20 protein-coding genes are annotated in these 23,936 nt (G+C 40.4%); 11 read left to right on the forward strand and 9 right to left on the reverse strand.

Annotated features, from left to right (window positions below; all coding sequences use genetic code 11):
• Positions 1 to 123: 123 nt before the first annotated feature.
• A complete protein-coding gene (locus tag CRI9333_RS04310) occupies positions 124 to 1,077 on the forward strand; it encodes a hypothetical protein (protein ID WP_015201937.1) in 954 nt (317 codons plus the stop codon).
• Between the two features lie 14 nt (positions 1,078 to 1,091).
• Here the strand turns inward: CRI9333_RS04310 and CRI9333_RS04315 are convergent, their stop codons facing one another.
• On the reverse strand, positions 1,092 to 2,456 hold the full coding sequence (locus CRI9333_RS04315) for a sensor histidine kinase (RefSeq protein WP_041226335.1): 1,365 nt from the start codon (positions 2,454 to 2,456) through the stop codon (positions 1,092 to 1,094).
• A gap of 269 nt (positions 2,457 to 2,725) precedes the next feature.
• Between CRI9333_RS04315 and CRI9333_RS04320 the strand changes: the two genes are divergently transcribed.
• From CRI9333_RS04320 to CRI9333_RS04330, 3 genes are all read left to right on the forward strand, one after another.
• Entirely contained in the window at positions 2,726 to 3,751 is a 1,026-nt protein-coding gene (locus tag CRI9333_RS04320; protein WP_015201939.1) for a permease, read from the forward strand.
• Positions 3,741 to 4,565: a TIGR03943 family putative permease subunit gene (locus CRI9333_RS04325; RefSeq protein WP_015201940.1), complete on the forward strand. Its 825-nt coding sequence runs from the start codon at positions 3,741 to 3,743 to the stop codon at positions 4,563 to 4,565. Before CRI9333_RS04320 ends, CRI9333_RS04325 begins: the two co-directional genes overlap by 11 nt.
• Positions 4,566 to 4,698: 133 nt before the next feature.
• A complete protein-coding gene (locus CRI9333_RS04330) occupies positions 4,699 to 6,213 on the forward strand; it encodes an Ig-like domain-containing protein (protein ID WP_015201941.1) in 1,515 nt (504 codons plus the stop codon).
• Positions 6,214 to 6,238: 25 nt separating this feature from the next.
• Here CRI9333_RS04330 and CRI9333_RS24710 read toward each other — a convergent pair whose 3' ends face one another.
• Entirely contained in the window at positions 6,239 to 10,786 is a 4,548-nt protein-coding gene (locus CRI9333_RS24710) for a PAS domain S-box protein (protein WP_015201942.1), read from the reverse strand.
• Positions 10,787 to 10,866: 80 nt separating this feature from the next.
• A complete protein-coding gene (pgeF, locus tag CRI9333_RS04340; protein WP_015201943.1) occupies positions 10,867 to 11,673 on the reverse strand; it encodes a peptidoglycan editing factor PgeF in 807 nt (268 codons plus the stop codon).
• Between the two features lie 85 nt (positions 11,674 to 11,758).
• Here pgeF and CRI9333_RS04345 point away from each other — a divergent pair, with 85 nt between their 5' ends.
• A complete protein-coding gene (locus CRI9333_RS04345; RefSeq protein WP_015201944.1) occupies positions 11,759 to 12,547 on the forward strand; it encodes a biotin--[acetyl-CoA-carboxylase] ligase in 789 nt (262 codons plus the stop codon).
• Positions 12,548 to 12,741: 194 nt separating this feature from the next.
• Positions 12,742 to 14,244, forward strand: a complete 1,503-nt coding sequence (locus tag CRI9333_RS04350; RefSeq protein WP_015201945.1) for a M23 family metallopeptidase — start codon at positions 12,742 to 12,744, stop codon at positions 14,242 to 14,244.
• Positions 14,245 to 14,446: 202 nt separating this feature from the next.
• Here the strand turns inward: CRI9333_RS04350 and CRI9333_RS04355 are convergent, their stop codons facing one another.
• Positions 14,447 to 15,151, reverse strand: coding sequence for a riboflavin synthase (locus CRI9333_RS04355; protein ID WP_015201946.1), 705 nt, complete (start codon positions 15,149 to 15,151; stop codon positions 14,447 to 14,449).
• A 396-nt stretch (positions 15,152 to 15,547) separates the two neighbouring features.
• Here CRI9333_RS04355 and CRI9333_RS04360 point away from each other — a divergent pair, with 396 nt between their 5' ends.
• The 3 genes from CRI9333_RS04360 to CRI9333_RS04370 all read left to right on the forward strand — a co-directional run bounded on the left by CRI9333_RS04360 (position 15,548) and on the right by CRI9333_RS04370 (position 18,042).
• Positions 15,548 to 16,045 carry a bifunctional nuclease family protein gene (locus CRI9333_RS04360; RefSeq protein ID WP_015201947.1) on the forward strand — a complete coding sequence of 166 codons (498 nt, stop codon included), beginning with the start codon at positions 15,548 to 15,550 and terminating at the stop codon, positions 16,043 to 16,045.
• A gap of 38 nt (positions 16,046 to 16,083) precedes the next feature.
• A complete protein-coding gene (locus CRI9333_RS04365) occupies positions 16,084 to 17,214 on the forward strand; it encodes an aldo/keto reductase (RefSeq protein ID WP_041226338.1) in 1,131 nt (376 codons plus the stop codon).
• Between the two features lie 390 nt (positions 17,215 to 17,604).
• Positions 17,605 to 18,042, forward strand: a complete 438-nt coding sequence (locus CRI9333_RS04370; protein WP_198013621.1) for a hypothetical protein — start codon at positions 17,605 to 17,607, stop codon at positions 18,040 to 18,042.
• A 49-nt stretch (positions 18,043 to 18,091) separates the two neighbouring features.
• On the opposite strand, the gene CRI9333_RS04375 is transcribed toward CRI9333_RS04370, so the two are convergent.
• Entirely contained in the window at positions 18,092 to 19,267 is a 1,176-nt protein-coding gene (locus tag CRI9333_RS04375) for an extracellular solute-binding protein (RefSeq protein ID WP_015201950.1), read from the reverse strand.
• 268 nt (positions 19,268 to 19,535) lie between these two features.
• Here CRI9333_RS04375 and CRI9333_RS04380 point away from each other — a divergent pair, with 268 nt between their 5' ends.
• Positions 19,536 to 19,910: a hypothetical protein gene (locus tag CRI9333_RS04380; RefSeq protein ID WP_015201951.1), complete on the forward strand. Its 375-nt coding sequence runs from the start codon at positions 19,536 to 19,538 to the stop codon at positions 19,908 to 19,910.
• 163 nt (positions 19,911 to 20,073) lie between these two features.
• Here CRI9333_RS04380 and cobT read toward each other — a convergent pair whose 3' ends face one another.
• The 4 genes from cobT to CRI9333_RS04400 all read right to left on the reverse strand — a co-directional run bounded on the left by cobT (position 20,074) and on the right by CRI9333_RS04400 (position 23,542).
• On the reverse strand, positions 20,074 to 21,222 hold the full coding sequence (cobT, locus tag CRI9333_RS04385; protein WP_015201952.1) for a nicotinate mononucleotide-dependent phosphoribosyltransferase CobT: 1,149 nt from the start codon (positions 21,220 to 21,222) through the stop codon (positions 20,074 to 20,076).
• Positions 21,223 to 21,245: 23 nt separating this feature from the next.
• Positions 21,246 to 22,028, reverse strand: coding sequence for a DUF2232 domain-containing protein (locus CRI9333_RS04390; protein ID WP_015201953.1), 783 nt, complete (start codon positions 22,026 to 22,028; stop codon positions 21,246 to 21,248).
• Between the two features lie 320 nt (positions 22,029 to 22,348).
• Positions 22,349 to 22,825 carry a universal stress protein gene (locus CRI9333_RS04395; RefSeq protein ID WP_015201954.1) on the reverse strand — a complete coding sequence of 159 codons (477 nt, stop codon included), beginning with the start codon at positions 22,823 to 22,825 and terminating at the stop codon, positions 22,349 to 22,351.
• A 9-nt stretch (positions 22,826 to 22,834) separates the two neighbouring features.
• Positions 22,835 to 23,542 carry a Crp/Fnr family transcriptional regulator gene (locus CRI9333_RS04400; RefSeq protein WP_015201955.1) on the reverse strand — a complete coding sequence of 236 codons (708 nt, stop codon included), beginning with the start codon at positions 23,540 to 23,542 and terminating at the stop codon, positions 22,835 to 22,837.
• A gap of 33 nt (positions 23,543 to 23,575) precedes the next feature.
• Between CRI9333_RS04400 and CRI9333_RS26565 the strand changes: the two genes are divergently transcribed.
• Positions 23,576 to 23,749 carry a hypothetical protein gene (locus tag CRI9333_RS26565; RefSeq protein ID WP_157462269.1) on the forward strand — a complete coding sequence of 58 codons (174 nt, stop codon included), beginning with the start codon at positions 23,576 to 23,578 and terminating at the stop codon, positions 23,747 to 23,749.
• Positions 23,750 to 23,936: the final 187 nt, after the last annotated feature.

Raw genomic sequence — 23,936 nt, forward strand, 5'->3', positions numbered from 1 at the left:
GCAAGCCTGATAAGTAGATCCACCTTAAAAAATCTAAAACTTCAAGTTGCCCCTACCCGTACTTCAGGGAGAGGGCAGAAGATGGGGTTTTACAATTAATTATTGACAATCAATTTTAAGATTATGCCCGATAATAACTCCCCTATTGATGATGCTGCATTAATCCAAAAGTTTGCTGAAGGAACAAATGAACTTTTAGCCAGCCAAAACTTTCGAGTTGAAAATATGGGTGGACAATTACAATTAACCACCAAAAAAGCAGAAATATTGGCATTAATCACGTTAGCTGCTAAAAAGCGTTCAGCATTGCTTAAACAGAAAACTCAATATTTTGAGCAAATTAACGAAATCCTCTTAGAAAATAATTTTGTTAATCATGGACAAGCAAAACAAAAAGATTATATTGAATATCAACAGTACCAAGCACCCGAAGGTTATCAAGTATTTTATACCGAGGCTGTAGCTTTATGGAAAAAATGGTGGCCCACAAAAAAGCACGACAACCAGCTACAATTAAATATTTTATTTTATACCAAAAGTCAATGGTATCCTATTCAAAACATTGCTGTTCAAGAAGCAATTCTTGAAGTTAAAACCCTGGTAGGTCAAATTAATTTAAACCGTTTCGATAAAGTTGTTTGGGCAAATAAATTACCTGAAGCTCAAATAGTTAGTGAAAATGTAGAAAATAGAGCAAGTGCTACCCTAGTCGAAAATCAAATAGAAAATTCACATCAGCCTGAATTAGCTCAAGATGGAATAAATTTATATAAAAATCAAATAGAGATTCAATCAATAGATCTAGTAACGCCATCCGAAAAAGGCTCTGTAGTAGGAGTTAATCCTGATTATAAACCTATAGCAAAACATAAAACAAATCCTCATTCACCGGATTTATTAATGTCTGTAAAGCAAAAAGCAGTTCAAAGCTTTGATAATTACTTAGAGGACTTAGTAAAACTTGCTAATGAGCGTATAACCAAGGCAGAAGAAAGAGCTATAAAGGCAGAACATCGCGCTGCACTTTTAGCTGATGTTTTACACAAAATGGGTATAGATCTTAATAAAATTCAGTGATAATTGTTAATGGATTAAACTAAGGGTAGTAAAATTTCAAATTCTGTACCTACGCCCAATTGCGATCGCATCATAAATTCTCCCCCATGTTTTGCTTTGATGATTTGATAGCTGACAGACAAGCTGGTTTCTTTATCAGCGCGTTTAGCTATAGAAAAAGATTCTAAAATTTGTTGCTGTAATTCAGGAGACATTCCAGAGCCATTATCGGCAATTTTAATAGAAACTATTCGCTGATCGGGAACACCCCGATAGGGTGATTTTTGGGCAATTACTTCAGTGGTAATAGTAATTTGAGGCTTGTAACCATAATTAATATCTGATATTCGATGCAATTCTTGAGCAAATTTTTGACTAAGCGCATGATTAATTAAGGCATCAATAGCATTAGTCAGGATATTCATAAATACTTGATGTATCTGCCCAATAAAACATGGAACTGGTGGCAAATGCCCATAATTTTTAACAACTTCAATATCACTAGATAAGCGGCTTTTTAATAGTAAAATAATATGATTAAGAGAACCGTGTAAATCAGCAGGTTTGGGATAAACTTCATCAATATGACAAAAGTTTTGTAAAGCAACAGCTAATTTTTTCAGGCGTTCCGCGCCTGACTGAATACTAGCGATCGCTCTCGGTAAATCCTCTTGTAAATAATCAATTTCCAAATCAGTTTCCAATTCAGTAACTACTGCTGGAACTTCCGGGATATTAGTTTGATAAGCAGACACTAACTCAAGTAACTGCTGACTATAACTAGAAACATGAGTTAAATTGCCCCAAATAAACCCAACTGGATCTAAAATTTCGTGAGCTACCCCATCTACCAAACGTCCTAAACTTGCCATCTTCTCAGTTTGAATCATCTGAGTTTGGGCGCGTTCATAACGTACCTGAGTTTCAATTCCCCGAATTTGCCAGGAAGTAATATTTAATTCTTGGAAATCTAACAACCGATAGCTATTAGGTTCAACTTTTACTACCAGAGGTTCAGACAACAGTTCAGGCGATCGCCTAAGTGCTTGCTGTACCGCTACTAAAATAGGTGTAGTATCATTAACCAGCAACATCTCTGTACGCGCATAGCTATACAAAACATGAAGTGGTTGATTTAAAAATAATTCTAAACCTTGAGGACGTAGCAAATATTCCAGCAACCGCCGTCGTGAAATCATGCCGACAAACTTCCCCTGATCAATTAAAATTGCGCCTGGAAGCAAGGGGTACTGCTCAAAAATTTCCGCAACTTCCACCCCTAAACAGCTAGTTTGCACTTCAAACTGATAAAGTGGCAGTTCCCGCAAGGTTGACTCTAAACGTAAATCTTGATTACTTGCTTCAGATAAAGAGGGTATAGATAAAAATTTATTTGGCACAATAGCTAACAAGTAGTTATTTACAGTAAAACTATGATTAGTTACCACCGTAGACTATCCTAATTAAGGTTCAGCTTTGGTGTCATCAGTCATCAGCTAGACAATGAGGGGGGATTTTTCACATTCAACAGCAGGAACTACCCAGGCTTCACTGCGTAGCGTATAAAAAGGAAAGCGACGTGAAGTATTGATAATTTATCTGGAGTATTAAGATGTACTAATAATTGTTAATTGTTAATTGTTAATTGATAATTGTTAATTGATAACGCATGAATCAGCTAAATAATGCCTTTACCATCTTTTTAAGTTTATTAGTCGAGGCAATGCCTTTCTTGCTGCTAGGGGTATTGCTCTCCGGCTTGCTACTGTTATTTATTGAGGAAAGCAAACTGATTGCAATTATGCCCCGTAACCCAATTTTAGGGGCATTTTTTGGCAGTGCGATGGGCTTTTTGTTCCCAGTTTGTGAGTGTGGGAATGTTCCAGTAGCGCGACGTTTGCTGATGCAGGGTGTACCAGTACCAGTAGCAATAGGTTTTTTACTAGCCGCGCCAACTATTAATCCCATTGTAATTTGGTCAACATGGATAGCTTTTCGTGATCAGCCAGAAATTGTAGTAATGCGGGTAGGATTTTCCTTACTAATTGCTACAATTGTTGGCTGTGTTTTTAGCTTACAGCCTGACCCACGCCCAATGCTACAACCAGCAGTTGCTCGCTCTTTAATCATCTTCCCAGATAAAACTGAGCAAGCATCTGTGGTTGAAGATAAACCATTTTTGTTACAATCTGGTACTTTTTTATTAGGTCAAAGTGGTCAAACCCTACGCATGGATTCTACTGTCTTACAAGCATCTCTAGTGGCATCAAGCAATAAAAAACCCCTAGCTGACAGACTGAATTTATTACTGGAAAACACCGTTCAGGAATTACGAGAATTAGGTGGGGTTTTAGTACTGGGAAGTGCGATCGCTGCTGCTATTCAAGTACTTATACCACGAGAAGTTGTCCTCCAGCTTGGTCAAGGGCCAATTACATCTATTGCAGCGATGATGCTGTTGGCAGGATTACTTTCTATCTGTTCAACAGTAGATGCCTTTTTTGCCCTTTCCTTTGCTGCTACTTTTACCAGTGGCTCATTACTGGCATTTTTAGTGTTTGGCCCGATGATTGACCTCAAGGGCGTTGGCTTAATGTTATCTGTTTTCCGTCCCAAAGCGGTATTTTATTTATTTGGTCTTGCCGCGCTATTAACTTTTCTGTTGACACTAATTATTAACTTCCATGTCAGCTAAATCATCTGGTGCTAAATCTCAGGGTAACTCCTGGGTATTGTCTTTATTAGACATCCTTGCCATTCTTGCTTGGGGCGGGATGCTGTTGAAATATTGGCTAACTGATACTTTAAACTTGTTGATTCACCCAGATTACTTCTGGCTAGTAATCGTTACAGGTGTAATGTTATTGCTCATCGGCTTTATCAAGTTAGTGCAACTGCTGACTAAATTGATGCAAAGTTTTTCTAGTGGCAAAAAGAGTAAACGTAGAAGAGTAGAACCGACTGGGCAATTACCTCAACACATTACTTTATTTCCTCCAGGTTGGAGTAGTGGGTTGCTATTGGTAACAGCTATTTTAGGTTTATTAATTACTCCAAAAGTGTTTGCTAGTCAAACAGCAAATCAACGAGGAGTAGCTGAATCTGCCACGATTACCCGTTCACAACCGCAAGCTTTTCGTAATTCCCAAAAACCCGAAGAGCGATCTTTGGTTGATTGGGCGCGGACGCTCAGTGTTTATCCCGAACCAGACGCATATACAGGGCAAAAAGTCAAGGTAGATGGTTTTGTTGTTGATCCTAAAGACGCACCATTGCCACAGCAATATTTGTTACTTTCTCGGTTTGTGATTACCTGTTGTGCTGCTGATGCTTATCCTGTAGGTTTACCTGTGAAGCTAACGGAATCTACTCAAACTTACCCCGCCGATACTTGGTTACAAATAGAAGGTCAGATGACTACGGAAAACCTCAACGGCAAGCGTCAACTCACGATTGCAGCTAATTCTATTAAGCAGATTCCCCAACCAAAAAATCCTTATAATTATTAGCTGGAAATTTGATGGATTGTAATACAGGCACAGAGTCGAGGTAATTAATAGCGTGTAATTAGCTGTGCGGAAATCAATTTAACATGAAGGCTGATAATTGGTAATTGATAATTGAAAAAATCCTAAATAAATAATGGAAAGAAGATCAAATAAAGCTGATAAATTTAAATATCTGCAACCAGTAGACCGTGCAGCGATCGCGCTGATGTTAGTCTTGATAGTGCTAATTGGTTTGCTGATTTGGAATGGCGATCGCACAGCCCCTCGTGTACGCAATTTTAGCTGGCAGAATCAGCAAGTTGGAGCAGAAGATACTTCATTTACGCTCAACTTTAACCGCCCAATGGATCATGCGAGTGTCGAAGCTAACTTGCAAATAGATCCACTCCTACCAGGGAAATTTAGCTGGGCAGGGCGACGGATGGCATACACATTGACTGCCCCCGTTTTTTATGGCACTAACTATAAAGTGCAACTACAAGGAGCAAAAGATAAATCTAAAACTGAGAGCGGAAAAGAAAATGAAAAATTAATTGATCCTTTTTATGGTCAATTTAGTACCCGCGATCGCGCCTTCGTTTATATCGGTGTTGAACCACAAGAAAAAGGACGATTAATCCTCTATAACGTCACCCAGCAGAAAAAAACCGTACTGACTCCTGCTGATATGGCGGTTAACGACTTTAAAATCTACCCAGAAGGAAGAAAGATTTTATTTTCTGCTGCCGACTGGTTAAGTCAAAAACCAGGCGTATTTGAACAACAGCTTTACACAGTAACTACTGGGATTAATCCCCTGTCTCCTGGTAAACCAGAAACAAAACCAGAGGCTGCTGGCAAAATTAACCTAGTATTAGACAGTAAAAATTTCCAAAATATGAAATTTGATCTGTCCCCCGACGGGCAGGCAATTATTGTTCAGCGAGTGAACAGAAACAAACCAGGAGAATTTGGTTTATGGGTAATCAAACCAGGCGCACCCCCTCAACCATTGGAAAACCAACCAGGAGGAGACTTTTTAATTACTGCTGACAGTGGTGCTGTGGCTGTAGCCCAAGGACAAGGAATTGCCATTTTGCCAATGACACCCAAAGCCAAGCCGCTAGATTTTCTGGCTCAGTATGCTAAAGTTTTCAGCTTTTCTAAAGATGGCGCATCAGCAGCAATGCTGAAATTTAATACAAACTATACGCGATCGCTATTTTTAGTTACCAACCAAGGAGTACAAAAAGAACTTTTCAAAACTACAGGTTCAATATTAGACGCTCAGTTTGATCCCCGATCCGATACACTCTACTGTCTAATTACCCGGCTACAGAAAGGAGAGCAAGACCAAGACCAAGAACAACCATTATTAGCCACAGTTGATCTCAAAAAAGCTAAAATGACCCCGATATTAGCATTGCCAAATCAGCGTGACATTCAAATGAGCTTATCTCAAGATGGTTTAGCCTTGCTATTCGATCAGTTAGTCACTGAGAAAAAACTACCGAAAACAGGCGCTTTGACTACTAATGATGGACAAGCGATCGTTAATAGTCTGCTTTGGCTACTCCCTATAACACCTCCAACAGAAGGCTCAAAAACGCAGCAGCAGCAACCACAACAACTACCTTTACCAGGGTTTCGTCCTAGCTGGTTGCCTTAGAGGGAGGCAGAGGGGCAGAGGGGGTTCAACTGCTACGTCCACTAACTTTCGCCACCATTGCCACTAACTTACCTGGTTCAATAGGCTTAGAAACGTGCATCTGAAATCCTGCTAACAAAGCTTGCTGGCGATCTTCATCTCTCGCGTATGCTGTAAGAGCGATCGCCGGAATTTCTGCTTGTGTCTGCAAAACCCTCACCTTACGAATCAGCGAGTAACCGTCCTCAACTGGCATACCAATATCGCTGACTAATACATCAAATTGGCGACTTTCTAGCACCCCAAGTGCTTCGCTTACCGATGCTACGGCTGTAACTTCTGCGCCATCCTGTTGCAGTACCGTAATTAAAAACTCTCTTGAATCAACGTCATCTTCAACCACCAGTACCCGCAAACCAGATAATATTAAATCCTCAGTGTTGCCTTCTGAAACAGTATCCGACTCAGCACTCAGCGACTCAAACTTAGGACTATTCAAAAGTGGCAATTTTACAGTAAACGTTGCGCCCTTACCCTCCCCTGCACTGTCCGCTTCCACAGTTCCACCGTGTACTTCTACCAACTGGCGTACAATTGCTAATCCTAGTCCCAATCCCCCATAAGATCTAGTGCTAGAACTATCAGCTTGGCGGAATCGTTCAAAAACATAAGGCAAAAATTCCCCACTAATACCTTTACCTGTATCAATTACTTGTAGTTGAGCATAAGCACCGCTAATTGATTGATCCTCAACATATTCCAACCTCACTTCTACGCGCCCGCCTTCAGGTGTAAACTTAATCGCGTTAGAAAGTAAATTCCAAATAACCTGCTGCAAGCGATCTGAATCACCTGAAACCTGAAAAGATTTTGCAGGTAAAACTTCTACAAGTTGAATAGCCTTAGTTTCTGCCGTCGGACGCACCGCGTCAATAGCCGCCTCAACTGTCGCCACAAGACTAATAGGACGCATATTCAAACGAATTTTCCCTCTGACAATGCGGGAAACTTCCAAAATATCATCAATTATTTGTGCCTGAGACTTCGCATTACGTTCAATCGTTTCTAATGCCCGTGCAGTTGTCGCTTCATCAAACTTGCGCGATCGCAACAACTTAGCCCACCCCAGCATAGAATTAAGCGGTGTCCGTAATTCGTGAGACACGATCGCTAAAAACTCATCCTTCATCTGATTTGCTTGCGTTAACGCTTCCGTCTGCTGCTGTAGTAACTCCTGCGCCCGCTTTTGATCCTCAATATCTGTATTTGTTCCAAACCAACTGAGAATCTCCCCATCTTGATTTTGTAAAGGGAACGCCCGCCCAATGTGCCAGCGATAAGTTTCACCAGCAGCCTGATACAGTCGAAATTCAACTTCGTATAATTCCCCTGTTGCTAGAGACTTACTCCAACGCTCAAGACACCGTTCTAAATCTTCTGGATGTATGAAATTTGTCCATCCCCAATTCAACATCTGCTCGTTTGTGCGACCAAAGTAGTCAAGAGTGCGTTGGTTGACGTAATCAAGGCTACCATCCGCCGTTGCCGTCCATACCTGCTGCGGCATCACCTCTGTCAACAAGCGAAAACGTTGCTCACTTGCCTCAGAAGAAGCGCGTGCTTGCTGTTCCCGCACCAGTAATTCATCTTTAAGCTGATTAGCTGCTTCTAATTGAGCAGTTCTCTCCATCACTCTTTCTTCTAGTTCTGCATTCAAAGCCCGAACTTCTGCCTCAGCTTTTTTCAAGGAAGTAATGTCCTGTGTCACCACCATCCCAGCAAAAATTTCTCCCTCGTTGTTCCTTACAGGCAACGTATGCACTAAATAAATATGATTGTTATAGGGAACTTCATTAATTCTTACTTCTCCACTCAGAGCGGCTCGGTAATCTGGCTCAATCTGTTCGCAAGTTTCTGGCGGAAATGATTCCCAAATCGTTTTTCCTTCTAATAACTCTCTAGAAAGACCAACTTCTGATAAACCTGCTCCATCAGCAATTGTGTAGCGTAAATCTTGATCGAATAAAATTACTGCACCACTGGGATAATTTTGGGCAAGTGTGCGGTATAACTCCTCACTTTTTCTCAGTGCTGCTTCTGTTTGCTTACGTTCAGTAATATCGTTGAGAGTTCCAGAAGTACCAATAATATTATCCTCAGCATCTACTACCAAACGAGCAAACACTTCTATACAACGATCACCACCATCTTTAGTGAGATAGCGAATTTCATGGCGGCAGTATTCTTTTTGGCGTTGAATTAAAGGTTGAAATAATTCAAAATTGCGCTGTTGATCATCAGGATGAACGTAATCTAAGAAGTTAGTGCCAATACTTTCATTAACTGAAAATCCAGTAATTTCTGTCCATGCTGGATTGAGAAATGTCCATAAACCAGCAGCATCGGTCTGGAAAATTACTTCTTTAACAGTATCAACTACAGAGCGATACTTTCGCTCACTTTCTTGTAAAGCTACTTCAGCTTTTTTCCGTTCAGTAATATCAGTATGGGAACCAACCATCCGAATAGGTTTACCATTTTCATCCCACAAAGCTTGACCACGATCTAAAACCCATTTGTAACTCCCATCCTTGCATAAAACTCGATGCTCAGTTAAATAAAATGGTGTTTTTTTATCAAAGTGATCTTGAATAGCTTTAGTTACCCAGCCGAGATCATCTGGATATATCCGTCTACCCCATTCATCTAAATTATGCTTAATGTCGTCATCTGCGTAACCAAGCATTTCTTTCCAACGAGTAGAAAAAAATATTTCATTAGTTTTGACATTCCAATCCCATATTCCATCATTATTACCACGCAACGCCAACTGCCAGCGTTCTTCGCTATCTCGCAGCGCCTCTTCTGTGCTACGACGTTGATTAATTTCTTGTCTTAATTTTTTGTTTGCTTGGATTAATTTAGCTGTGCGCTGCTTAACTTTTTGCTCTAAAGTTTCATTATTCTGTTTAATTTCTTGAAACTTTTGATTAAGCGCGATCGCCATAATTTGAAAATTGCTGACTAGAGAATCTATCTCTGACACTAAGCTATGAGGCCAAGCGATCGCTTCTCTATCTAGTATTTTATCAGGTAAGTTAGTTGTCACATCTGCCAAGCTTTCTATAGGACTAACTAATTTACGACTAACTAACTCTGCCAAGATCATAGCAGCGATCGCCACCAAGAGCATAATAGCAAGATCTTTAATATATATAGCTTGCAAATAGTTAACATAGGGAGTAGCTGGTGCTTCCACTATTAATTTCCAAGGTAGTTTTTCCCCAATCAATGTTTCTTGCACATAGAGAGAATTTTTCCAGCGTACTACCGGAGGAACTTTTCCTCGGTCTGGCAACCATTGATAGATACTATTATTAATTGATTTTATTTCCCCATTTTGAGGTCGCTGGAATTTTTCTATAACAGTTTGCTCTCCCTGGTTAGTAGCAATAATAGAACCTGCTTGATCAACAATTGTGATTTGCAACTGTTTATTTTCAAGTTTTGAGGATATACGTTGGCTGATATAGCTCAACTCCCAAGATAGATATACTAATCCCCTAAACTGATTTCTGGAAATTATTGGTACACTTAAACCAACATGAGGATTTAGTGAAAATTGGTCTATATAAGTGTTTGTTACTAAGGGTTCTAGTTGTGCTTTCGTTTGTTTAAAATTACTTTCATCAGCGACGCTTAAACCAATATTATCTCTACCATCCTGATTAAATCTTGGATAAGATGCAATGATATTTCCGGCTGTATTGGTAACATACAGATTATGAAAATCTGTAAAAGCTTTTTCTAAAAATTCTGTACTTTGCTGTAGTCGATTTGGTATTGCATTTTCAGCAGGGAGTTTACTTTCAGAATTTACAGCTATTTTTGCGAGTTCTTGTAGAGCATATACCCGATGTTTATGCCAAGCTTGTAAGTCACTAATAATATCTGTAGAAGTAGACTGCAATTCAGTTGTAACCAAATCTGTAATATTACTCATAACCCGTTGACCATCTAAAACTGTCAGCAGGAGTACAGGAAAGAAAACAAAGGCTACTAACAGGTTTAATGATGTTTGCTTAATAGATAACGTTTTTTTGAGTTGGGGGCGAGATATCCATTTATGGATAGGTAAATAAGTAAATATTAAGTTAGCAAGTAAAGCGTTGAAAATGCCATTAACAGACTGTTTAAAAAGTACTAAAAATGTTTGGGTAGGATCTACGTGCAAAATTAGGTGATAAAATACCCACACCAAAGGTATGCCAATAAATACCCAATAAATTCCATCAAGCAAAAGGATATTTTGGCTGTAGCGGCGCGATAGCAAACCTACAAATAACGCCTCGCAGATTAAAATAACCGCGCCATAAGGATGGTTCCATAAAATTACTGTATAGACAGCAGCAATTATGGCTGTCAGCGTACCCCAAAAAGATCCGAATAGGCGTAATACGATTAGGACAAAAATACTACCAAATAGGAAATCTAATCCGAAAAATAGTGGCAGTTTAAAATAGTTACCTGCATACGCTGCTACCGTTAGAATCAGCAGTGCCAGATTAGATTTTTTGTTTAGTGGGGGAATCATAATATAAATAGTATGGCGAGGCGATCGCAAGCCTTGTAGAGACGTTCTATGGCGCGTCTCTACATTCTGCTACATCTAATTTACTCGTGTAAACTTACAATCCCTGACCACTGAACTTTTTTAAGTTGCGATCGCCTATAGGAGAAAAATTTATCTGGTTCTTGATAGGTACAGTGAGGCGCGATCGCAATTTGCTCCTCTTTTATACCTAGTTGTGCCAATTGAATTGCATTAACTTTCCGCACATCTAAACGAACCTTATCAACTTCTGGATCTGGTAATATTGGCGAATCAGGTAACTCCTGCAAAATATCTAAAATTGCCTGATGAGAATGTGCAACATTTGCTGGTATAATGCTGGCTCCAACTTCAACACCAACATCAACAGATACTTGATAAACTTCACCTGAAATGGCAGGTCCCATAGCTACAAGCAAATTTTCTAACTTACTACCAGCAGCAACTAATTGCGCGATCGCTTCTGGCACAATTTTAGAGGCAGTCCCGCGCCAACCAGCATGAATTGCTGCCACTTGTCCCGTATGGCGATCGGCAATCAATACCGGAGTACAATCAGCACTACACACCCAAATAGCCTGGTTAGCTTGCTCTGTTACTAATCCATCAGCAGGTAGTAACCCCCCCTCTTGTTCTTCCTTACCTTCAGCCATAGCCGCCCCTATCATTGACGGCGTTAGCACCGTATTGCCATGTACCTGCTTAACTCGATAAACTTCAGCTTCTGGTTGCAGCACCTCCACTAACTCTAACGGAGTTCTAGGCGAAAACAAAGAAGTAAAAAATCCGTGCGACCAAGGTTCCAGCAAGCTACAAGTTAAATAAGGTAATCCTTCCCAACGGTGCCAGTGCCAAATATTACTATCCATCTGTAAATAAATTAACTATAAAGTGAGCCGACAGCAAAAAAATTATCTATGCTATCTTAAGTGACTACTTCTCAAACTAGCAGCAGTGCCATTTGATCCTCAACAGCTTGAATCCCTAGTAGGGGCAAATCAAAATCAACCTCTACAGCTTTCATTTCATATATTTGAGACATTATCATCTACCAATCACAAGCTTTGGGAATTAATTGATCAAGGCGCTGAACCAGGAACAGTTGTAATTGCCAACCAACAAACCGCAGGTCGAGGTCAATGGGGACGGCATTGGCAATCTCCTGAAGGTGGTCTGTACCTATCTATAGCTGTTGCTCCTAATATACCCACCGCCAACAGTGCCGTGCTTACTTTCGCTAGTGCTTGGGGAATAGCCACCGCCTTACGGGATCATGGTATTCCAGTATTACTCAAGTGGCCTAATGATTTGGTACTTACTGGACATAAACTTGGCGGTATTCTCACCCAAACCCGTGTCCACCAAGGGATAATTACCAAAGCAGTCATTGGTGTTGGGATTAACTGGGCTAACCCAGTACCTGAAACTGGCATTAATCTTATATCTTTCTTTAAGAATCAGGCAATCCAGCCGATTAAATCATTAGAAATGTTAATGCTTATTACTATTAGAGGAATTTTATCCGGATATCAAAATTGTTTAGCAGAAAAATTAGACGTTTTGCTGTCTTCTTACCTCAAGCTTCTAATTAACCAGGAACAATCTATCCTTATAGATGGACATCTAGGAAGAGTTGTAGGTGTAACCCCTACTGGAGATTTGCGAGTTTGCTTGCCATCTGAGAAATCCCCCTCAGAAATTTGTCTAAAGCCCGGTACAATCAGTTTGGGCTACAACAAATAGTTGCTCACAGCCATAAGTTTGAAAGATTTTGGCGTTAATAAAACTAGATTGACGACATAATTATCAAGTCAACTTTAAAGAATCAAGGATGAAAAAAGGATAAATGCTAGAGGATAAATGATCAGATAAGTTTAGTTCATAGTTCAGTTGACTACAACTCCCTAAAATTCACCAAGCATTATATAGAGAGACTAATGAGTATAGAAGCGGAAAACCCAAAGCAATCCTCCAGTTATTCCACACCTTTAAGCATTTTTTATCGGCGTTCCCTACTAATTCAAGGATTAGGCTGGGTTGGCGGTTTAGGTGTCCTCAGTAACGGGTTAATGTTTGCCAATGCCGAACCAGCGCAGGATACAGCCACCATTACCACAGCAGAAAGTCCCCGCAACGTCATTGTAGATGCAGAACCTGTTCTAGATGTTGCCCCTAAAAGCTCTGCTCCAGAAGCCCAACCATCTGTATCCCAACGACATCAAGATCCCGTTGTACTACAGAAACCTTCAGCCCCAGAACGCCTATCTGAACCCGCTTTTGCACGTCAACCTTCCCCAAAACGCCTATCTGAACCAGTAGCTGTCCGCAAATCTTCTACACCAGAAAGAGCTAATAATTCAGATGTTGCTGTCGCTCAACCAAAACGGACTTATCCAAATTTCGTTGTACCAGCTACGCCTGAACCAATAGCACTTCCAAATGTCATACCCAATACTACAGCAGCCAGCCCCAAACTTCCGGTTAGCGTAAAAAACAATGTTTACGTTGATGCTACTGTTGAACCTAGTGATAACTACACTATTAACGTAGGTAGAAACGACTCACGCCTGCGACAATCTAGTAAAAAGCCTGTTATTGCCCTAAAACAAGCCTCAACCTGCAAAACTGTGTTACGGGGGCCAGGACTATATCGGGGACTGTGTGGTGCAGTAAAACTGAGTCCACAAACTACAACGGCTTATCGTACTATTGCTGTTCCTGCTCCTCAAACTGTTGCTGTGCGACTGCCTAATTTAAGCAAGCCAAAACTGAGAAATAAACAATTTACTAATGTTGCCTCAGTTAATATTAATCCTATTCGAGTTAGTTCCCCAAAAACTCGTCTTAGCAGCTACCGTCGTTATACACCAGTGGCTGCGGTGCAGCGAAGCTTACCGAGCTTATCGGGCTTACCGACAAAATTAAATTCCTATATTTCCAATATTTATCCACAGTTATTGCCAACTAATGGTAACAGTAGCTTCATTTTCCCCCTAACAGTTCCCGCATCCATCACATCAGCTTTTGGCTGGCGGGTACACCCAATATTAGGATCTCGCACCTTTCACGCTGGTACTGATATCGGCGCACCGATGGGGACACCAGTACTAGCAACTTCCCCTGCTACTGTAGCTAGCGCAGGCTGGATGGGTGGCTATGGCAAAGCCATTATTCTTCAAAGTAGCCAAACTCAACAAGTTCTCTATGGTCACCTATCAGAAATTTTTGTTCAACCTGGTCAAATGATAGAACAGGGAACTATAATTGGGCGCGTAGGTAGCACTGGCAGATCCACTGGCCCCCATTTACATTTTGAAACCCGTGAACTGACATCTCAAGGCTGGGTAGCCACAAATTCAGGGGTGCAATTAGAGTATGCTATGGCTCAATTAGTTAATTCTTTACGTGCCTCACAAGTAATCACCCAACCAGGCGGTTAATCAATTATCAGTTATTCAAAGCTTGGCTAACAAATGTAGCAGTTGAAGTAGAGATTAGGACGTTAACAATCTTTTTGTGTTCTAAGCTTTGCTTCCTGCTATGTTTATAAGCTTTACTAATTCTACTGTTACAATGATTTCGCTTTTGTTGAGTGCTAAACCCAAAACAAGAGCGTCAAATTAATTGATAATTGTTAATTGTTTAAAAGTACCCGTTTTCTGCTAAGAAGGTGGACGTAATTTCATGTTGGCGATCGCCATTTTTGATATCTCTAGTAGCAGAAGAAAACCCCATAAATTTTTCGACATACTTACCGAGAATATCACCTTCCAAATTTACCCAGCTTCCAGGCTGTAAATAACGCAGGTTAGTTTCGGCAAAACTGTGGGGTATTACAGCTACACAGAACCAAGTACTGTCTGAATCACAATCTGCTACCGTCAAGCTGACACCGTTAACTGCGATACTTCCCTTGGGGACTATGTAACGCGCAATTTGTCTTTGCCACTGGTCAGCAAATAATGGCGGTGTTGTAAACCGCATTTCCCAAGCTTGGGCTGTTTGTACTACTGATTCTAGACAACCGATCCCATCTACGTGACCAGTGACGAAATGCCCCCCTAGCTTGCTACCAACCCGTAAAGAGCCTTCTAGGTTGACGTAAGCGGCTGCTTGCTGCTGCTGCCCTAGAGTAGTACGAGTTAAAGTTTCTGGTGAAGCTGCGGCTACAAAGCCTTGGGGTAAAATTTTTTCTACAGTGAGGCAAACCCCATCGACTGCGACACTATCACCGATCGCTAAATCTAGTAAAAGTGTTTTTGAGGCATCCCCAAGGCAGGAAATTCCAAAACGATCCTCCCCCTGTGGTCTAATTGTTCCCAGTGCTTGAATTAATCCTGTAAACACTGCTTTTAATTCCAGCTAAAGTTAAGTAGTAGTAAATGCTCAAATTGCCAGCCAATATCATTTTTCCTTTCAATTCACAGCCCAATATTTTTCAGACTGGTGCATACTGGGAAATACAGCTTTGTTGCTCCCAAGTTATACAATTTCACAAAATGCCTGATACAAACAATTAATTTCTTATTCTTTCCCCCTGATCCCTGACCCTTACTGCTTAGTTGTATCAACTTTAAAAGTGAAACGGTGTTAACCTGTGTCTTCACGGCTGCTTGTACAGTTGCAAAGTATAAAAAATTAACAAAAGCTTACGCTTTGATTGTGTTTCTAATTTATCAAGTATAAGTTGATCGCTTTGCTTTAACCACACTGGATACCGACCGTATTTTTGAGGTCAAGCTGATGATTGAGATGAAAGTTGCTGGCATTGCCTTAGATGCTGTCACTCGTAGCCCCATTGTGCTGCTAAAAGATGGTTCAGACCGACGCGCTTTGCCGATTTTTATTGGACAAGATCAGGCAAAAGCAATTATCAGTGCTTTAGAAAACCAAGCACCTCCTAGACCTCTTACCCATGACTTGATGGCTAATATGTTTGAGGCTTGGAATATGAAACTGGAGCGTATAATTATTAACTCGCTTCAGGATAATACTTTCTATGCACTGATGATTGTCAGTCAGGGTGAGGTAAAAAAGGAAATTGATGCCCGACCTAGTGATGCGATCGCGATCGCTATCCGCACTAATGCCCCAATTTGGGTCATGGAAGAAGTAATTGCTGATGCTTCTATCCCTGTTGACCGCGATGCTGACGAGGCAGAACGTCGAGCCTTTAGGGATTTTATATCTAGACTGCGACCAGAGGATTTGATTCAGCGAGGTGGCTTTAATGGGGAATAGCTTTTAGCACTAACCAATGACCAATGACCAATGACCGTATGCGTTATCGCCGATTTGGGAAAACTAATCTCCAGTTTTCAGTATTCTCTTTGGGAACAATGCGCTGTTTGGCATCTCCAGCAGAGGCTTACCGAACAGTAAATCATGCTATTGCCCAAGGAATAAATCACTTAGAAACAGCTAGAGGGTATGGCAAAAGTGAGCAGTATCTTGGTGAAATTTTCCGAACTGGATTAGCCGTTTCACGGGAGCAGGTATATATTACTACCAAGCTACCACCTGCCCCTAATGCTGATACCATGCGTAATTGGCTTGACGAATCTTTACAACGTTTAAACCTAGACTATATAGATTGTCTAGCAATTCATGGCATAAATACTTGGGAGCATTTGGAATGGGTATTAGCTCCTAATGGCTGTATGCAGCCTGTGCAGCAAGCGATCGCATCCGGTAAAATCCGACACCTTGGCTTTTCTACACATGGCTCATTAGATGTAATCCTCGCAGCCATCAGTACAGATTTATTTGAATTTGTCAATCTGCATTACTACTATTTTTTTCAACGTCATGCAGCAGCAATAGCATTAGCCCATCAAAAGGATATGGGCATATTTATTATCTCACCAGCAGATAAGGGTGGGCGGTTATACACACCAACAGCTACCTTGAAGGAATTATGCGCTCCTTTTTCTCCCCTAGAGCTAAATTATCGCTTTTTATTGAGCGATCGTCGCATTACTACCCTTAGTGTAGGTGCAGCTAACCCAGATGAATTAACCGAACCTCTGACTGTTGCGGATAAAGATTACCCCTTAACACCAATAGAAGTGGAAATTATAGAGCGTCTACACACCCGAATGGTAGACGCTCTCTCCACAGATTTGTGCAGCCAATGCTACAAATGTTTACCTTGTCCAGAGAATATCAATATTCCAGAAGTACTACGCCTGCGGAATCTAGCAGTTGCCTATGATATGACTGATTATGGTCAATATCGCTATGGGATGTTTGGAAACGCGGGTCATTGGTTTCCTGGCGTAAAAGGCGCAAACTGTACCGAATGTGGCGACTGTTTACCTCGTTGTCCCCAGCAACTCGATATTCCCAAACTCTTAACAGACACTCACCAACGTCTTAATGGTACACCTAGACGAAGATTATGGGATTGACAGTTAAGAATATTTCGTCTAGGTAGTATTTCTAAGTCGTTTTTGCGTCATTGATAATTGTTCAATAGCAGATTTTTAAGGAACTATTAGATAATAACTTAAGTCAATAATTTTTAAATCTTTGTATTGCTATAAAATCTATCATTAAGCTCGTTATTAATCAACTTTAGTTCTAGTAAACAAAATGGTAATAATTAGCTCTACCTTAAAAAATATTAAGCCTAAAATTTCTCTATCCTCGCTAACGAGTTGGAAAATGGAGGGTGGGCTTCTAAGTTTAATTAAGTTAACCGAATTACCCAAAATTATACAATCAAAAAAATATCGTTATTACTGCTTATTTATTGTTTTTATCCTGTATTAGCACAGGCACAAACTTCATATATCCCAGTGCCTTCTAAAGCCCCTTTAGAATTAAACCTCATCCAGCAAGAAAAAACGCCTACGCGACCTGATGTTATAACAGCTAATACAATTTCGCAAGATGGATTGACAACTCCTAGCCTTTGGTGGGCTAAAGAACAGTTTGCGGGTAAGATGCTCAACAACTGGATTGCTTACCCAACAGAAAAACGGGTGGATTTGGTCGTAAATCGGCAACTTTGGACTCTGCTGGACTATATGGATCGCTACCGCTTTGTCAATGAGTTTGGTAATGTTGCTAGAGATTTTGGCTACAACATTAGGGTATTCAATCAGCAGAGAACGCTTTTAGCAGCTTACACCTGTAACTTGAGTAGTAATTTGCCTAATTGCCAAATTTGGTTAGAATCTTCTAGTCAAGATAGTTTGCGATTGAGACTTAAACCACAAGCATCTCCTTTTTAAGAGCCTTTAAAGGATGCGTTGTTAAATTACCTAGCAAAATTAGGGGAGCCTAAATATTACGAATTTCTTGCCATAATGAGAGATACTGCTGTTCAGTCGCTTTAGATAGGGGATGCAAAAATTCACTTTTTTGAATAATTTGCTTGTTTGGTAGTAGTAGCTGATTTTTAACTAAATCTTTGGGAATATCATTTCCATCCATATTAATTAATACTGGTGAGACTGCTTCAGTAAATATAGAAATAGCACTAGCCGACTTTGGTTGCCAACAAAAATCAATCCACTGGTCGGCTAAAGTTTGTAAATTTGGTGTGTCTGAAGTCGAGTTAGCACTAGCTAACTTTGGTCGTACCCATACATCTGCCCAAAGTGCTGTTCCCGACTGAGGAACTACAGCAGCAATTTTCGGTTCGCTTTTAATTGCCTTTAATACATCTGTTGACCAACCGACTGCTAACCAGGTATCCCCTAAAATTAAAGGTTGTAGGTAAGTATCAGAACTGTATAGCTTGACGTTTTGGTGCAGCTTTTTAAGGGCATCCTTGAGATTTTTAATTTCATCTAAATTGGTAGTGTTGTAGGAATAACCCAGGTGTTTCAAAGTTAGACCAATTATTTCACGGGGTTGATCTAATAAAGAAATGCGACCCTTGCATTCCTCTCGCCACAAATCACTCCAATTGGTGGGTGTCCAACCTAAAGACTTAAACTTATCTTTACGATAAGCAATTACCGTACTACCCCAGCGATAAGGCGCACCCCAGATTTTTCCAGCAGCGTCTAATTGACCTTGCTCGTTACGCTGAACCAATTCTTGCCATTGCTTCGGCATCTGCTGCCAATTTTTCAGCTTATCAAGTGCTATTGGTTGAATTAGCTGCTGTTGAATGGCAGATTCTAGCCAATAATCCCCCAATGTCACTAAGTCTGGGATTTCTGGCTGTTTAGGTGACAAAAATGGGATTTTTAGCTTGTTGTTTTGTATCTCTGCGGGTTTTTTCCAGGTTTCGAGGCTTTTAAGTATTTCTTTTAACTGTGGTATGGGAGCAAAGTTAAGCTTTGGGCTGGGCTTGATGGTATTACGGAACTCATTTAATAGCTGAGGAGGAATAGAGTTTCTTAGCAGTCTGATATTGAGGATTTCAGTTTTAGAACCCTGACAACCTGCAACTAGCTGGCTCAATGCTAGAGTTCCAGCACCTGTTAAGAAAGCGCGTCGCTTCATTTTTGATATTTATTTGAGAAACTAGGTAAGTAAATTATCACAATTTTTGTTAAGAGTGATACAGCAATGGTTATCTAATGTCACTGTTTATGGTTGGCATACCAGCATCAAGTACTCAATATTGGAAAATTACTTAGGTGTAAAAACTTATAAAAGTTAGCGTTATCTGATCATAACGCTCAAAAGTTAAATGATTCAGAAAAATTATAATATTTCTGAATTTGATGCCTACTATAAATAAAAGCAACTAATATTAATTTGCAACGATATGGATTCAGTTGAAACTCAAGTCATCGCTTTAAGTAATAAAGTTGATGCGATGTACCAAATGATAAATGAGTTGAACTATAAAGTCTCAACAGCTTTATCACAAAAGGTAGCAACGTCTGTAAATGGCGTTGCTCACTCATCGGTAGCAATGAGCAGACAGTATAATTACCAGCATCAGAGCAGCCTTGAGCGAAGCTTAGAACATAAAGATATCCTGAGTGATGGTAGCAGTTTTGATCAAAATGGTTATCAAAGCAGTGAAAAGGATTTGTCTCCTGAGATTCAAATTAGACGATTAACGGCACAACTCACTGCGGCATATAATCGCATTGCTGCTCTAGAAGAGCAACTTTTAGCTACTAGATTCCGCTAAGGAGTTAACGTCATGCTTAAGTCAGATGGCTTCACCCATGTTAGGTATAGCTTGATTGGTACAAAGCTTTTAGTGATATTAAAAGTCCTCCGTAGTTTAAAAACGGGAGAGTTTTAATCAATTAACAATTATCAATGCCCAATGACCAAAAAGGGTATTGGCATTAATGGTTTAGGCTTTCTAATAACGATTCAATAGCTTGCAGAAGCTGGGTTTGGTTCCAGTTTCGATAGAGATGAGCGGCGATCGCACCAGCACCAGCACCCACCCCTTCTTTAACATATCCCTGCTCATAAACTCGTAATTGATGATAACGAGAAGCAGCAAAGCTTAACTGGGTGGCGATCAGGGGAACTTCTCCGACGGCGGAAGCTAGTCCAACTGTGTCACCAGTAGGATCTTCTGCTACCCAGCGAGTCGTTCCTACAACAATTTGTTCAGGTTGCCATTCTAGACAGTAGCACTCAGCAATTTTCTTAATCAAGACGTAAACAGCTAACATTTGTGTACCGCCAGCAAGTAATACACCACTGGTGCGACTAGCAGCAATTGCCATCCCAGCTACTACTACTTGCATCGGATCGCCTACTGCGGCTACTAATTTTAAAGGATCTATAGATTGAAGTTGATTAGTTTCAAATTTAATAAAATCATCAACATTAACAAGTCCAGAGCGTTGTAACCCAGCTTGCACCAAAGCCCACTTTTGCTGATGATTACAGTTAGGGTGGCTACTATTAACTTTACCAACTGCCGCGATCGCACTTCCTGTAAGGATACTTAGTGCTGTGGTAGTTCCCCCGACAACACACTCACCGAGAATTACATACCCATCAGGCGTTTTTGCGGCTAACTTTTCTCCCCAATTTAACCCTTGCATCAGTAGATGTTTGACAATTTCTAGTGGTAAAGCATTACCAGATGTTAAACAAGCTGCTGGAATACCACCTAAATCAATGTTTGGCACTGATGGTGGTTGAGGCAAACCAGCATTAAATATATATAGAGGGATGTCTAATGCTTCCACTACAGCACGGGAAATTAATACTGGGGAAGCTCCAGCATCTAGGGGTGGTAGGGGATATTGAGGTTTTACCTGGGAACCGTTAAACAAAAATTCCGCATCTGCGATCGCAGTATAACGTCGAGCATCAGGCGTGCTACCTGCTGCTGAAATACCAGGAATCAAACCTGTTTCAGTAAAACCTAAGATACAAGCAAATACAGGTAATTTTCCCCGATACTGCTCTAACCATTGTTTCCCTTGTGCTATTTGCGTATAAATCTTAATGAATTCTTGGTCATCGGTCATTGTTAATTGATAATTGTTAATTGTTAATAGTCGTAATCCACCAGTACTTGTACCCAATGTGGAGGTCTAGGGATAGGATTACCTAATCTATCTAGTAATAACAAAGCCACCAGATGAACAACAAATAGATAAATCATATTGTTGAGTATTACCATAGCTAATGCGATCGCTTGCACTAACAGTAAATTTGGTTGAGCCAAAAACCCCAACTTCACAAACACCCACTCTGCTACTTCAGTAATCTGAGTCATTAAATAAATCCAGAGATCTTCCCCCAGCAGGATAGAGAGTAACCAAAACCGAAAAAAGAACCCAAATGTTCCAATTAATCCACCGATACCAATTGACAATAACCAATTAGAACCGCGTCTCCATAAAGCACCAAGCTGTACCCCCATTAATCCATAAGGGATAAAAAACAAAATACTGCGCGTTGGTCCCATCAACACAGATAAAAGCAACCCAGAAACTAATGCTGACATCCATGATGCCCGATGCCCCCATCTTAAATAGACTAAAGCAATTGGGATCGGGAAAAAAATTCGCAGTACTGGTCCAAGGGGAAAGTAGTAATTAATCAACCAAATCAAGCTAGCAGTACTGGCAAGAAACGCTGTTTCTACCATACTCAAGGGCATTTTACCTTCTTGAGCAACCCGATCAGAGATTCTTTGCAATTGTTGATCTGGCAAATCGTTTTGTTGAGATGTATCCTCAGTTATTTGCTCATTTGGGTTAACCTCCTGGGATGAGTCTGTATTGTTGTTCAAAGGTTGGATTTCCGATTCGTCGTGACTATTTTCCATTTACACTTAGAGCCGATCTTTCAAAGTGATTTTAAGAGATTTTAACCGTAGATAAACACAGATATTTTTTGTAGTTAATTATTTTGAAATAGGACTTACGCACCGAAAGCCTGAAACCTAGATCCCCCCTAGCCACCATTAAAAAGGGGGGGGGAATTCAAAGTCCCCCTTTTTAAGGGGGATTTAGGGGGATCTCTGCGTAACTCCTATGAAAGATAGGCTCTAACACTCCAATCGGTGTAGAGGTAGGAAAGTTTTGTTTGATTTTTAATTATATTCAAAAGCTTGGTTTGATTTTTTAATTACATTCACTTGTTTTTTTATTGAATAACCAACACAGAACAATGAGCATTATGCAATACATAATTACTCACGCTACCCAAAAAAACCTCAGTTAATCCTTTATGTCCTCGTCTTCCTAAAACAATCAAATCTGCACCCCAGTTACGAGCAACTTGACACAAATACTGCCCAGGATCGCCAATTTTATAATCAAATTCTGTTGTGATGCCTCGGCTACTGGCTGTTTCGCAATAGCGTCTTAGCATTGCTTTTGACTCCTCAAGCCGTTGCTGCATAATATTATTTTGATTTTCGTAAGCAGTATTAACCATTGGAGGATACAAGCCCATATCCAGAGGCATGGTTATAGTTGATTCACCAAGTATTTCACTGTTAATACAATGTAGCAGCATTAATTTAGCTTGATTCAACTCTGCTAGATTTAGTGCTTGACTAAATACAGCTTCACATAAGTTAGATTGATCAATAGCGACGAGAATTTGGTGAAAACTCATATTTTTTTCCTATACAATAGTATCTTCCAAAGCTGCCAGATCTGGAATAATTAGCAGATCATGTTCGCGCAAAATTAGTCCTTTTTTCTCCAGCTTTGTTAGTACTCGTGTTACTGTTTCCCGCGCCAGTCCGCTAAGACTACTTAATTCGCGATGCGGCAAATTCGGAATTTCAGTGCCTTGGGCTTGAGACTTACCCTGCCCTTCTGCCAAGAATATTAAAGTGTCTGCTACACGGGAAACACTATCAGATTCCCGCAACCGCAGCCGACGGTTTAATTGACGCAGACGTTTAGCCATTAATTGAGCCAAACGCACTCCTGCCATTGGTTCAGTTTTAACTAATTGCACAAAATCTTGAGATGGCATACTACCAATCATGGTAGGAGTCAGCGTAATGACATCAGTGGAACGAGGAACTTGATCCAGTGCTGCCATTTCGCCAAATAATTCTCCAATTCCAAGAATGTTGAGGGTGACTTCTTTGCCATCCATATTGTAGGTGCGAATTTTCACCCAACCATTCAAGATGAAATAAACCGATCCACCCCAGTCATTTTCTAGCAAAATCACTTGATTAGCTGGATGGCTGCGGGTAACTACATTCTTGATGGCTTTGTCCACAGCAGGTTGTGGTAAGCCCGCAAATAAAGGAGCGGCGCTCATCAGCGCGTTCATATTAGAGTTGAGTTCGCGGGCGCTGTATTTTTCTTCCATTAGACCATTGAAAGAGTAAAAACACAAAAAAAGTTGAGCTTGTCCCAAGTAAAAAGCCAGCTAATTGTGGGTGCTTGCCTGATTGTGCGATCGCACATCCTAGCCACCACACATATTATCCTCTATTCAACAGGACAAATAGCACTCATATGCGATCGCTTCTTTATCTTCCCTACCTGTTGGCGTTTCTGCCACAGGCATAGCTAGGGTTTTTCACTGTTAGTTTTAATAGATAACTAAATTAAATGAATAACCCGTAAAAATTTACAAATAGCCAAGATTTTTTGATCGATCAATTGCGGATCAAGGTTGGCAGGTGCAGAACTATAGGTAAGAAGTAAAAATCCATAAGTATTTATTGTCTTTCTACACCTATTATTCTTAAAGGTTATAC

The sequence above is a fragment of the Crinalium epipsammum PCC 9333 genome (genome assembly GCF_000317495.1).
GTDB lineage: Bacteria > Cyanobacteriota > Cyanobacteriia > Cyanobacteriales > PCC-9333 > Crinalium > Crinalium epipsammum.

Bases quoted from the DNA above. Each gene is read 5' to 3' on its own strand.
- CRI9333_RS04310 (WP_015201937.1), top strand. From the start codon at position 124: ATGCCCGATAATAACTCCCCTATTGATGATGCTGCATTAATCCAAAAG.
- CRI9333_RS04320 (WP_015201939.1), top strand. From the start codon at position 2,726: ATGAATCAGCTAAATAATGCCTTTACCATCTTTTTAAGTTTATTAGTC.
- CRI9333_RS04325 (WP_015201940.1), top strand. From the start codon at position 3,741: ATGTCAGCTAAATCATCTGGTGCTAAATCTCAGGGTAACTCCTGGGTA.
- CRI9333_RS04330 (WP_015201941.1), top strand. From the start codon at position 4,699: ATGGAAAGAAGATCAAATAAAGCTGATAAATTTAAATATCTGCAACCA.
- CRI9333_RS24710 (WP_015201942.1), bottom strand. From the start codon at position 10,786: ATGATTCCCCCACTAAACAAAAAATCTAATCTGGCACTGCTGATTCTA.
- pgeF (WP_015201943.1), bottom strand. From the start codon at position 11,673: ATGGATAGTAATATTTGGCACTGGCACCGTTGGGAAGGATTACCTTAT.
- CRI9333_RS04350 (WP_015201945.1), top strand. From the start codon at position 12,742: ATGAGTATAGAAGCGGAAAACCCAAAGCAATCCTCCAGTTATTCCACA.
- CRI9333_RS04360 (WP_015201947.1), top strand. From the start codon at position 15,548: ATGATTGAGATGAAAGTTGCTGGCATTGCCTTAGATGCTGTCACTCGT.
- CRI9333_RS04365 (WP_041226338.1), top strand. From the start codon at position 16,084: ATGCGTTATCGCCGATTTGGGAAAACTAATCTCCAGTTTTCAGTATTC.
- CRI9333_RS04375 (WP_015201950.1), bottom strand. From the start codon at position 19,267: ATGAAGCGACGCGCTTTCTTAACAGGTGCTGGAACTCTAGCATTGAGC.
- CRI9333_RS04380 (WP_015201951.1), top strand. From the start codon at position 19,536: ATGGATTCAGTTGAAACTCAAGTCATCGCTTTAAGTAATAAAGTTGAT.
- cobT (WP_015201952.1), bottom strand. From the start codon at position 21,222: ATGACCGATGACCAAGAATTCATTAAGATTTATACGCAAATAGCACAA.
- CRI9333_RS04390 (WP_015201953.1), bottom strand. From the start codon at position 22,028: ATGGAAAATAGTCACGACGAATCGGAAATCCAACCTTTGAACAACAAT.
- CRI9333_RS04395 (WP_015201954.1), bottom strand. From the start codon at position 22,825: ATGAGTTTTCACCAAATTCTCGTCGCTATTGATCAATCTAACTTATGT.
- CRI9333_RS04400 (WP_015201955.1), bottom strand. From the start codon at position 23,542: ATGGAAGAAAAATACAGCGCCCGCGAACTCAACTCTAATATGAACGCG.